Genomic DNA, 11,469 nt, shown 5'->3' with positions numbered 1-11,469 from the left:
ATGGACTCGCCCTCGCTCGTTACAGAACGGTGGATAGTTTTACTCTCCACCGCTGGCCCATGAGGCCTTATTTAGCGCGGGGGCGAGTCCATGTAATTACGCGACTTACGCTAACGCAGAAACCCAGGCTTAACGTGATCTAGTGACTAGTGATGCCGTCCATCGGCGTCGCATCACTGCTCAGCTGTTCCACCAGCGCGTTCGCGCCTTTGTCGATGCCGACGCGCGCTGCCTTCAACGCGCCGAAGCTGGCGCCGACGTTCATCGCATTCGGATACTGCTTGGTGATGTAAGCGCTGAGCAGCTGGCGTGATAACGCATCGTAGATTTCGACCGAATAGATCACCGAACCATTCATCATGCCTTCCTTGCCGCGGATGGCTTGCACGCTGTTGTACATGCCGCCACCGATGTCGAACTTGGTAAACGTGCCAAGTACCGGGGTCGTGGTTTTTGCGCCCGTCAGTGTGAGCTTGACCTGCAAGGTTCCGGGGCCCGGCTCGTTCACCAGTTGGAAGCGCGTGCCAAGTTTCTCGGTGAACGTGCTTTGCATGTAGCTGGCGAGTGCATTCCGGTCATCGTCGCGCATGGTGCCGAATTGATTGTCGGCGCCCTGATAAACCGTCACCGGATCAAGGATGATTTTTGTATAGGAGCGCCAATTGGCTGGTGTGTCGTAACGGTAAGGCACGCGGCTGTTGTGCGTATCGGGGCTCAGATACGAGGCGGACGCAATGCCGGAATAAGGAACCGGTTTCACGCTCGCGCAACCGGCCAAGGCTATGCATACGGCAACAGCCAGCCATGGCCGATTATGTATCGACTTTTTCATGGGGATTTCTCGTGTTGTTTGGAGGGGTGGCTGCCGCCCAAGGGAAAGCGGCAGCCATGCTTGTGCTCGTGCGGGATACAGGCTATCAGCGGCCTCGCTAATTTGCAAACCGTCTGGTCGGTTTTTATAGAGGAGCTAAAGAAGCCCTCAGACACACAGATCTGCACAACTCGTAAAACGTCGCTTGCCCCTCACCGTCGCCCCGGCGAAGGCCGGGGCCTAGTGACTTTGACGATCTACAAGTCGCTGGGCCCCGGCCTTCGCCGGGGCGACGATGAGCGGCTATCAAACGCTTTGAAGAGGTCTGCAATACGCAGATGGGAACACAGACTCCAACATTGCGATGCATGCGTGCATGGCAATGCTGGGGTTTTCACCGCAGCCTACGATCCGCACACAGTAACTTATCGCTTGCGGGATTTGCTTTGTCCGCCTGAACTCGCAGCGCGGCGAGGTTTCTTGGCATCACCCAAAGCTTTCCATTTCTCTTCGTCCATCAAGCGACGAAACAAACGCTCACGCTCCGCCTCGGAAAACGGACTAAGTCCAAACATCGCCGAAAGCAGCAACCCTTGCGCGGCCACCCAGCGCAGCAGCGCCAAGTCTTTATCGGCTGCTTCAGCCTTGATGGATTCGACACGGCGAGTCGACATTTCCCGGCTCAAGGCGAGCAGTTCCGGATCTTCCACCAACGCCGCGACAATGGCGTGCGCGATTGAATAGGGCTGCTGCGAAACTTCCCTGATCTTCGCTATTTGGTCCGCCAAAGCGGTTTTGTGTTGAACGCCCCCCGCCTTCCCCGCGGGTGCGGGCGAAGCATCGTCGAAATACTGGATCTGATGTTCCAGCAAGGCCTTCAGCACATCGATCTTGGCGGGAAACTGATGCATTACCCCGCCTTTGCTGAGCCCGCTTTCGCGCGCAATAGCGTCGAAAGTAAGGCGCCCTGGGCCATCGCGACCAATGATGGTGAGTGCAGCCTGGATCACAGCCTGGCGGGTGCGTTCGGAACGCGTGGAGTTGTCCATAGAGAGGGCGATATGACGTTGCGTGAAACGGGTATCCGGCAACTATAGCCCACTATCGATATGCCCTTCCCTGGCACGGCAACAGAACGATTCCTTCCATGCACAAGCGTGCAACGCGAATGCGTGAAATTCGGGTGATGCAAAGCATGTTGAAGCATGCTTATGTGCGGCACTTCAAACCTTGCCGTGCTATTCGCGCTAACGTAGGCGATGCTATAAACCCCCGCGATGGCGTACACGCTTCGTGCCATCCGCACCAAGGCGCAAGTTCTTGTGCTGCACGCGCGCCTGATCGTCAGCTCCGTTACACCCCTTCCCAAGACGGTGCCTGAGCCATGTCACAGAACGTCACGTCAAGCACATCCCACGCGCCCGACAAGCGGGATATGGAAGCGCTGGTCGGCCTGATCAAAGGTCGGCAACCCGTCCAGGCCGAAGCCATGGCGCGCAAGCTCATCGACAGTTACCCATCGCACGGCACGCTCTGGCAAGGCCTTGGTGCCGCGCTGCATGCGCAACACCGCTTCGACGAAGCGATCGAAGCGCAACGACAAGCCGTAGCGCTGTCACCGTGGGATGCCGTAGCGCACTATGTCTTGGGCGAAAGCCTGATGGCCACGCAACAGCCCGTATTGGCAGCGGAAAGCTATCATTTGGCACGCATCATCAAGCCTGATTTCCTGGACGCGCACTTCAAGCTCGGCAATGCGCTGGCTGTGCAAAACCGCCTGGATGAAGCGATCGATGCCTATCGCAGCGTGCTCGTCATCCGTCCCGACTACAGCCAGGCACATGCCAATCTCGGTTTCAGTTTGATGAGCGCGCATCGCTACACCGATGCCGAACCTCATCTGCGCGAAGCCCTGCTCGCCCATCCTAACAGCGCACCTCTGCACAACGCGCTGGGTGTGGTGCTGTACGGGCAAAGCCGCATGGCGGAAGCCGCGGAAAGCTTCCGCCGTGTTCTTACGCTCACGCCGAATGAAGCGGAGGCACATGCCAACCTCGGCAATGCCTTGCGTGAGCTTGGCGCATTCGAGGAGGCTGAAGCGAGCTATCAGCGCGCACTCGCGCTCGACAATCAGTTAGCCCGGGCGTACTTCGATTTTGGAGGGCTGATGTATGTGCAGGATCGTTACATCGAAGCCGAGCACCATTATCGGCGCGCGTTAGAGCTCAAGCCCGACTACGTGGAAGCTTGCAACAACCTCGGACGCAGCATCCGCAGGCAAGGCCGCCTCGATGAAGCACGCGAATATTTCGAAGCGGCCATGGCGCTCGATTCCGAATCGGTCGAGGCTTATTGCAATCTGGCGTCCCTGCGTACGTTCACGCCTGAGCATTCCGAAGCCGCACGACTGGAAAAACTTGAGTACAAGCTCCCTACCCTGTCGGAGCATATGCGCATTCGCTATTGGTTCTCGCTTGGCAAGATGCGCGAAGACCTCGGCCGCTATGACGACGCGTTCGCAGCCTATGCACAAGGCAACCAGCTCAAGCACGCCCAAGTCGCACCTGATGAGGCGAGCAAGATCGCACTGATCGATAACATTCGCGCAGTATTCGACGAACGTTTCTTTGCCAACCACTCGATGCCTGTTTCCTCCGGCAAGGCGCCGATTTTCATTGTCGGCATGCCGCGCTCAGGCACCTCGTTGATCGAGCAAATCCTGTCCTCGCATCCTGATATTTACGGTGCGGGCGAGTTGCTCGACCTGGAAGCCATCCTTCTTACGCCGGCTACCAAAGCAGGCAAGCTTCCGGAAGCTTATCCAGAGCTGGCAGCCCGATTGACGGAAGACCAATGGCTGCGTCTAGGCGAGACATACACCGAGCGCGTATGGAAACTGGCACCGGATGCAACGCGCATCACCGACAAGATGATGTCCAACTTCGCGTACGTCGGCATGATCCGCCTGATGCTTCCCAACGCAAAGATCATCCACGCCATGCGCGATCCGATGGATTCGTGCTTCTCCTGTTATGCCACCCTGTTCTCCAAGAACAATCTCGATTTCACCTACGACCTTGGTGATGTAGGGCGCCACTACGTGCGCTATATCGAGTTGATGCGGCATTGGCACAGGGTATTGCCGCCTGAATCTATCCTCGATCTTCGCTACGAAGACATGGTGGCCGATACCGAAGTTCAGACGAAGCGGTTGCTTGATTATCTCGCGTTACCGTGGGATTCGCGCTGCTTGAATTTTCATGAGAACACGCGTGTCGTGAAAACCGCCAGCGCGGCGCAGGTGCGGCGTCCGGTGTACAAGTCGTCAGTGGCGCGGTGGAAGCATTTTGAGGCGCATTTGGGGCCGCTGTTGGAGATTGTGAAGGATTATCGGTAAGCGACCAGGCCCCATGCCTCCACGCCGTCATTCCCGCGAAAGCGGGAATCCATTTCGCTCTGATGCGAAAAGCGAAGATGGATTCCCGCTTTCGCGGGAATGACGACAGAGAGGATCGAGCGTCTTCTGGTAGTCACAAAAAATGGGGCGCCCAAAGGCGCCCCAATGACTGTCGAATCCCGATGAAACTTACTTGCCGCTGGACGACGAAGACGCCGGTGCAGCTGCATCGGATGCAGGTGCCTTGGCAGCAGCGGCATCACCACCGTCTGCCTTCTTCACCGCGCCACGCGTGTAGACGATGACCTTGTCGCCGCTGCACTGGCCGACTACCTTGCCATCGCCGGCTTGGTCTTTCGAAACCACTTCAAGCGTGTAGTTCGATACGTTGTTGGCCTTGATCTTGGCATCGATGCTGGACTTCACATCGTCACACGATGCATGCGCAGCGAACGTTGCGGACATCAGAGCCAAGGCAATCAGACTAAGCCGTGCTTTCATGCAAACCTCCATGGTTGGTGAAGACGCCGCGAGTGTAGAGCAGCATCGACACACTTACCAAGTCACAGCCGCCCCTACGCTTGCGCCCATGTCGCCCCGTGTGTTGCCGCTCATGTTTAGCTTGTAGACCCAGCGCCCGGTTTCTGAAACGGTTGATACGCCCACCGCGACACCAGCCTGGCCGTGGAATGTACCGAACGCTACGGCCGCCGCGTTCTGATTGGGCTGATACGCCTGCGGCAAACCGGCCATCGCCATGGCCGAAGCGACCCCCGCGTTGGCCCTCAGAGACACTGCGTTGATATTCTGGTCGACGTTCTGCAGCTTCTGATCCACGTATTGCTTCGCCCAACTCTCTGCCGTCTGTACGCCCGTGTTGACCTGCCCCACATTGGCGGCGTCACTCGCCGCGGTGCCATTGGCAACATTGTGAATCTGCGTAGCCGCATCGGTGGAGCCAAGTGTGACGCTGCCGTAATCGACACTACCGTCGCTGTTCTTGTCGTATTGCACGGAACCTGCTTGCACGGCGTTGAGCTGGCTGACGTTCACCGCATCGGTCGACGCCGCGCCATTCGCAACATTCGTCACGCGGCGCTGTTGCGTGGCGCTTCCCACCGAAACCACATTCGATTGCCCGCCATCGCTGGAACCTGCGCCAATGGCTACCGAATTCGTACCCGTCGACGCGGCATTCGCACCGATCGCCACGCTGCCGTTGGATGACGATGCACTACCGTTGCCCACAGCAATGCTGTTGTCGCCCGATGCCGTAGCCGATGGACCTTGCGCGATCGCATTGCTGCCCGTCGCAGAACTTCCGGCACCGGTGGAATTCGTCTTCACGTACTTACCCGTGCTGGCTTGCTGAGCTGAGACGTTGTTGACCGTAGTGCTCAGGTTCTGGATGGCCGTCGCATTGGTGCTCGCCTGCTGCAAAGCGTTATCGATGGAGGTGTTGATCTGGCTCAACACGCTTTGTACCGAGCTGTAGGTAGTGCCACCGTAGTTGAGGCTGGTAGTGAGCAGCCCGGTAGAAGCATCGTAGGTACTGCTGCCGCCCATTCCCAACGCCACGCTGTTGCCAAGGTTGGTCACCAGGCTGCCCAGCCCTGTCATTTGGCCATTCAAACCACTCACCTGGCTGGCCATGCTGGTGATGGCTTGATCGGTGGCGTACAACTGCGATCCGTTCACCGCATCGGTACTGGTAGCACTCACCTGCCCAGCCGCCACGTTCGTCACCTGGCGCGGCGACGTCGCCGTGCCAACACTCACCACGCCAACCGGCGTGCCGCCTGCGTAGGTGTAGGTGGTGCCGTTGATCGTTCCACTCGCCGTAGCAACCGCATCAGACGCAACGGTCGAACCTTGACCAAGCGCCACATTCGAACCACTCAGACCGGTGGCGATGCTCGCACCATTGCCGAGTACCGTGGCACGCGCGTTGTTGTTATCGCTCGCCTGATTGCCGATCACCGTCGACGCAGCGCCCGTAGCCGAAGCACCGAAGCCGCCCGCAGTGGCGTCCGCGCCGGAAGCAACCGGTTGCGTGGTGGTTACCGAATTGTCGGAAACGAATGGACCCGACTTACCCCCGGTCAGCTTGTTGATCGAAGCCGTGTTGTTAGCAATCGCGGTGGTATTGGCATTCACCTGTTGATTGGTCGCATAAAGCTCCGAACCGTTTACCGCGTCGGTGCTAGTTGCGCTGACGCGACCGGCCGCGACATTGGTGACAGTGCGCTCGCTGCCGACCGCTCCCACGCTCACCGTGCTGCTAGGACTCGTGCCTGCAACCGAATAGGTATTACCGCCCACTGTCACGCTGCTGGTGCCCACCACTGCAGCTGTAGCAGAGCCTGCACCCAGCGCCACATCACCCACGTTGGCCGTCGCTGCAGCACCGTTGCCAATAGCCACCGCGCTGTTGGTGGTTGCATTGGCGTTGGCACCAATGGCAACCGAGCGAGTGGCCGTTGACGTGGCCGTATCACCAAAGGCCAGCGCCTTGGTGCCCGAAGCGAGCGAGTTGCCGCCAATGGCTGTTGACGAACTGCCTGCGCTATTGGCCTTTGATCCGATCGCCAGAGCAAAACCATTGGCCGGATTGCCATCCGTGCTTAACGAGCCGCTTGCAGAAGCATTGGCGCCCAGTGCAAGCGAATCGCGGCCGCTGGCATTGGCGTTGATTCCCAACGCCGTCGCGTTGACGTTGGTGGCGCTGGACGTGTTGCCCACGGCTATGGCGCCGACACCGACCGCGTTAGCGGCATTGCCCAACGAAACTGTCCCTTGGCCATTGGCGATGTTCGCATTGCCAATCGCCACGGCACCTGTTCCGTTGGCGGTATTGTTCGCACCCACCGCTACTGCACCGGTACCCGTGGCGGTGTTCGGATCACCGATCGCCACTGCACCATTGCCGTTGGCCGTCTGGCTTTCGCCCAACGCCACTGCGCCGGTACCGCCTTTCACCTGCGAATGGTGCCCGGCTGCAATCGAGCCCGTGCCTGCTGACGACGACACCGTATTGCCGTCGCCAATGGCCACGGTGGAAATCGCTTGCGCCAATGACGCACTACCGACGGCTACTGTGTTCGCCGCTGAAGCCGCAGCCGTGGCGCCCACTGCTACGGCATTGGATTGCGACGACGTCGCTCCAGCACCCAGCGCAACGGAGCTTTGTCCTGATGCCGTGGATGCCGTTCCGATGGCAACGGCATCGCGTCCCGACGCACGCACGCCGCCATTCCACGCATCGCCAATCGCAATCGCGCCCGCACTGCTGGCTTGCGCGCCAGCACCGAGCGCCGTGGCCATATTGATCGCCGAGCCATCGCCGGCAGAAACGGCGCCCGCACCAATCGCCACGTCATAGCTGTTGGTGGCTTTTGCGCCATTGCCTACTGCCACGGTATTGGTAGTGGCCGCGGATGCGTTTTGATTCACTACGGTTAATAAGCTGACCGCAACGCTCAACGCGCGCAGATAATGGTTCGACAAAATCAATTTCATTTTCATATTCGGCGACCTCGATGGCCTCCCGCGGCAAACGTGGGGGCGCACGGTTTCGCGCGCTGCTATTCAGCGCGTGAATCCATACGGAAATCCTTATGCGAGGTCGTTAGAGGAACAGCGGCGTGACTCAACCGGTACGAATGCTTCAAGCATCCGCACATAACGGTGTTTACAGCAAAACATCCATGGCGCCGTTGGCATCCATGTACCTAGCTCAGATTACGATGACATCGTAGGCAAATGTGACGTACGTCACCATGTGAACAAGTGGCCCATTATCTGTCCTTGTGGGACGGGGGCGACATTTGCGTTCGAAACAAAGAGAAACAGCGTTAGCCAACATGCGGCTCATGGCTACCGGCACCGCCAAGTGGCCCGGAAAGGACAGCCAGCCAAGCGCTCCACCCTCTCGGCATTGCCATCTGCCGTCAACTGGCAAATCCATCGCCAAAGACGCACTTTTTTTCCTATACCGGCATGTTCCCTCGGCTCAGTTTATCTGGGTGTTTTTAGCTGCAACGACCCTTGGGAGGGAAAATCCGTGAGAGTGTTTACGCGCGCGCCCTGGCTGGCGCTTGTAATGCTTTGGGCAAATGCTGCCATTGGCCAAACCTGGACGCCGCTGACGAATCCCCCACCCATCCCTATTGGCTACATCGCGTTGGCCACCGATGGCACGGTGTTGGCGCATGCCGAAACGTTTTCCGGTACCGATTCGCAGTGGTACAAGCTCACACCTGATATCCATGGCAGTTATGTCAATGGCACGTGGAGCCAAATCGCCTCGATGCCCTCCGGATATGCACCCGTCGACTTCGGTGGCGGCGTGTTGGCCGATGGCAAGTTGATCGTCGAGGGCGGCGAATACAACTTCGGACAAGACGTAGAGACAAACCGCGGCGCCATTTACGATCCCGTCGCCGATACGTGGACTGCGGTATCTCCACCCGCAGGCTGGGCCGAACTCGGTGATACCTCCGGCGCGATTCTCGCCAATGGCACGTACCTGATGGCCGAGCAAGCCGCATTCGACAGCGCACTTTTCGACGAGAAAAACCTCAGCTGGACCGTCACCGGCACCAACAAGCCGGATTACAACGTCGAAGAAAACTGGCTCCTATTGCCGAACAAGAAAGTGCTGAACGTAGAAACCTATTGGTACGACCGGTACAACGCCACGGGCACGGGATCGGAGCTCTACGACCCCGCAACGGGACTGTGGAGCAATGCGGGAAGCACCGTCGTGCAACTGTGGGACTCGGCTGCGAATTGCGGCGGTGCGAGTAAAGCCAGCTACGAGGTGGGTCCCATGGTGCTGCGGCCCGACGGAACGGTATTCGCCACCGGCTCCAATTCGTGCGGAGCCGGACACACGGCGATCTACCACGTCGCCAAGGGAATATGGACGGCCGGACCGGACTTTCCCAACGGCCTGAACATCGCCGATGGCCCGGCGGCCGTCGAAACCAACGGCAACGTGCTGATGATGGCCAGCCCAGGCATCTATCAAAGTCCGACGACTTTTCTGGAATGGAATGGCAGCAACTTGACCGTGGTGCCGACGCCTTCCACGGCTTCGAACGATTCGTCTTTTTATGGCGCGATGTTGGTGTTGCCGAACGGCCAAATCCTGTTCTCTGACATAAGCCAGAATCTTCAGGTCTGGACGCCCGCCGGTACTTACCGGGAGGACTGGCGGCCGACCATCCATCATGTATCCGACTCGCTTGCAGCGGGAGGCACCTACCGCATATCCGGAACGCAATTCAACGGCCTGACCGAAGGTGCAGGTTACGGTGACGATCAGCAGATGGCGACGAACTATCCGTTGGTTCGCATCGTCAACGCGGCGACGGGCCACGTGTTTTACTGCCGCACGCATGATCACAGCACCATGGGCGTGGCAACGGGCAAAGCCATCGTCAGCACGTATTTCGATGTACCTGCCGATATCGAAACCGGCGCCAGCAAGCTTTACGTCGTTGCCAACGGCATTCCGTCGAGAGGTGTTGCCATCACCGTCGACGCGGCGGCGCCTGGCTACTCACTCACGGCTACCACAGCGACCGTCGCGGCGGGTGGCACTGGCACATCGACCATTACGCAGACAGCCATTGGCGGATTCGACTCAGCGGTGACACTCTCGGTCAGCGGATTGCCGGCCGGTGTTACCGCAAGCTTTAACCCCGCAGCGATCATCGGCAAGGGAACCTCTACGCTGACCTTTACCGCGGCGTCGACGGTCATCGCCCCGGGCGGCAGCCCCAAGACGTATCCCGTTACCCTGACGGGAATCAGTGCACACGGAAAGGAAAAGTGCACAACCTTTTATTTGACCCTGGTCGCAGCACCTGCCGGCAGCCTCAGTTGGAACGCGACGAGCTACAACTTTGGCACTTTGGTGTCCGGTCCTAACTCGTACACCGCCAACGTTCAATTCACGCTGACCAATACAGGCAACGTGCCGGTGACGATCAACGACGTGAGCGTGAACAGCCCGGGCGGAGAGTTTGTTCTCAATGGAGGCGGATGCCCCGGCACTACACTGGCAGCGGGCAGCCAGTGCGTCGCCTACGTCTATTTTTCACCGTCGAATCAGTCGCCCGGAACATTTACCGGCAGCCTTGTCGTAACCGATAGCGCGACCAATAGTCCGCAGACGGTTGCATTGATCGGCACTGGCAGCGCCAGCGGCTTCAACATTTCCGCCGACAATGCTTCAGTCACTGCAGGTAGCACCGGTTCGGCAACGTTGACGCAAATTACGCAAGGCGGATTCAACGCGCCGGTAACGCTCTCGGCCGACTACGTGCCGGCGGGTGTTACCGTAACCTTCAATCCGTCCACGCTCACGGGTGCGGGAACCTCAACGATTACCTACACCGCCTCCTCCACCGCGGCGCCAGGTGCGTATGGTGTTTTGCTGAGCGGCACTTCGGCTGCATCGGGAGAAACGCAGGTTTTCACAGCCACCTTGAACGTTCAGGCATCAGGATCACCGAGCGCTTCGCATCCCTGATTTGCCGCACAATTCCGTGCAATCCGCCCCTCCCCTGCCCATGCAGGGGAGGGAGTGCATCACGGCAAGCGTGGAGATGCGCGCTTAAGTAAGCGCTACTTGTTCTCGATCTGGCGCGCTATATCATCCGCGCCCTGCTGGTGAGCCAAGGAAGCCGCGGTGTTTCCAACATCATCCTTCAAATCCAAATTGGCGCCACGCTTGCGCAGCATCTCGATCAGCTGACTATTACCAGCCAACGCCGCATACATCGCAGCGGTCTGCCCCTGACGATTGCGATCGTCGACTTTGCTGCACGATTGGTCGAGCAACAGTTTCGCAATCGACAGCTCACCTTTGAACGTCGCGCCCATCAGCGCGGTGCTGCCGCGATTGTCACGTGCGCAAGGATCCGCACCCAATTGAATCAGCTTCTGCACCGTATCCTTTTGCCCGTGATAGGCAGCAAGAATCAGTGCGGTATAACCCTGCGGCGTGCGCACGTCGACTGGGAAACCTGACGTTACATACTTTTCGAGCATCACGTTGTCACCCGTGCGTGCTGCATCGAAGAAATACGCCTTTAGTTCTGCCATCGCTTCAGCATTGCGTTGATCGACCAATGTGGAAGCGTTCGAAGCAACCGTTGCGGCTGTAGGCGGAGTGGTTGAACTGCAACCGGCAACAAACAGCCCAAACACGAGTGACCATGCTTTCATACGATGACTCCAGATAAAGGTG

Annotated in this window: 7 protein-coding genes; 2 read left to right on the top strand and 5 right to left on the bottom strand. The window is 58.7% G+C overall.

Features of this window, described 5'->3' with window-relative positions; all coding sequences use genetic code 11:
• Positions 1 to 139 precede the first annotated feature (139 nt).
• Together QQJ86_RS12670 and QQJ86_RS12665 are read right to left on the bottom strand one after the other, a co-directional pair.
• The gene (locus tag QQJ86_RS12670) at positions 140 to 832 is read right to left on the bottom strand and encodes a DUF3313 domain-containing protein (protein WP_284321316.1); all 693 of its coding nucleotides are present in this window, start codon (positions 830 to 832) and stop codon (positions 140 to 142) included.
• Positions 833 to 1,236: 404 nt separating this feature from the next.
• Positions 1,237 to 1,860, bottom strand: coding sequence for a TetR/AcrR family transcriptional regulator (locus tag QQJ86_RS12665; RefSeq protein ID WP_284321315.1), 624 nt, complete (start codon positions 1,858 to 1,860; stop codon positions 1,237 to 1,239).
• Positions 1,861 to 2,195: 335 nt separating this feature from the next.
• On the opposite strand from QQJ86_RS12665, the gene QQJ86_RS12660 reads away from it, so the two are divergent.
• Positions 2,196 to 4,208 (top strand): tetratricopeptide repeat-containing sulfotransferase family protein, encoded by a 2,013-nt coding sequence (locus QQJ86_RS12660; RefSeq protein WP_284321314.1) that lies wholly within the window; start codon positions 2,196 to 2,198, stop codon positions 4,206 to 4,208.
• A 189-nt stretch (positions 4,209 to 4,397) separates the two neighbouring features.
• Here QQJ86_RS12660 and QQJ86_RS12655 read toward each other — a convergent pair whose 3' ends face one another.
• Together QQJ86_RS12655 and QQJ86_RS12650 are read right to left on the bottom strand one after the other, a co-directional pair.
• Positions 4,398 to 4,709: a DUF1161 domain-containing protein gene (locus QQJ86_RS12655; RefSeq protein ID WP_284321313.1), complete on the bottom strand. Its 312-nt coding sequence runs from the start codon at positions 4,707 to 4,709 to the stop codon at positions 4,398 to 4,400.
• Between the two features lie 54 nt (positions 4,710 to 4,763).
• Positions 4,764 to 7,727, bottom strand: coding sequence for a YadA family autotransporter adhesin (locus tag QQJ86_RS12650; protein WP_284321312.1), 2,964 nt, complete (start codon positions 7,725 to 7,727; stop codon positions 4,764 to 4,766).
• Positions 7,728 to 8,271: 544 nt separating this feature from the next.
• Between QQJ86_RS12650 and QQJ86_RS12645 the strand changes: the two genes are divergently transcribed.
• Positions 8,272 to 10,749: a hypothetical protein gene (locus QQJ86_RS12645; protein WP_284321311.1), complete on the top strand. Its 2,478-nt coding sequence runs from the start codon at positions 8,272 to 8,274 to the stop codon at positions 10,747 to 10,749.
• A gap of 95 nt (positions 10,750 to 10,844) precedes the next feature.
• Here the strand turns inward: QQJ86_RS12645 and QQJ86_RS12640 are convergent, their stop codons facing one another.
• Positions 10,845 to 11,447: an ankyrin repeat domain-containing protein gene (locus QQJ86_RS12640; protein WP_284321310.1), complete on the bottom strand. Its 603-nt coding sequence runs from the start codon at positions 11,445 to 11,447 to the stop codon at positions 10,845 to 10,847.
• Between the last annotated feature and the right edge of the window lie 22 nt (positions 11,448 to 11,469).

This window comes from Dyella acidisoli (genome assembly GCF_030160295.1).
Taxonomy (GTDB): Bacteria; Pseudomonadota; Gammaproteobacteria; order Xanthomonadales; family Rhodanobacteraceae; genus Dyella_B; species Dyella_B acidisoli.
The sequence above is the reverse complement of the archived record's forward strand: the minus strand, read 5'-3'. Positions and strand labels throughout refer to the sequence as shown.

Excerpts from the sequence above, each read along its gene's own strand:
- QQJ86_RS12670 (WP_284321316.1), bottom strand. The coding sequence starts at position 832 with ATGAAAAAGTCGATACATAATCGGCCATGGCTGGCTGTTGCCGTATGC.
- QQJ86_RS12665 (WP_284321315.1), bottom strand. The coding sequence starts at position 1,860 with ATGGACAACTCCACGCGTTCCGAACGCACCCGCCAGGCTGTGATCCAG.
- QQJ86_RS12660 (WP_284321314.1), top strand. The coding sequence starts at position 2,196 with ATGTCACAGAACGTCACGTCAAGCACATCCCACGCGCCCGACAAGCGG.
- QQJ86_RS12655 (WP_284321313.1), bottom strand. The coding sequence starts at position 4,709 with ATGAAAGCACGGCTTAGTCTGATTGCCTTGGCTCTGATGTCCGCAACG.
- QQJ86_RS12650 (WP_284321312.1), bottom strand. The coding sequence starts at position 7,727 with ATGAAATTGATTTTGTCGAACCATTATCTGCGCGCGTTGAGCGTTGCG.
- QQJ86_RS12640 (WP_284321310.1), bottom strand. The coding sequence starts at position 11,447 with ATGAAAGCATGGTCACTCGTGTTTGGGCTGTTTGTTGCCGGTTGCAGT.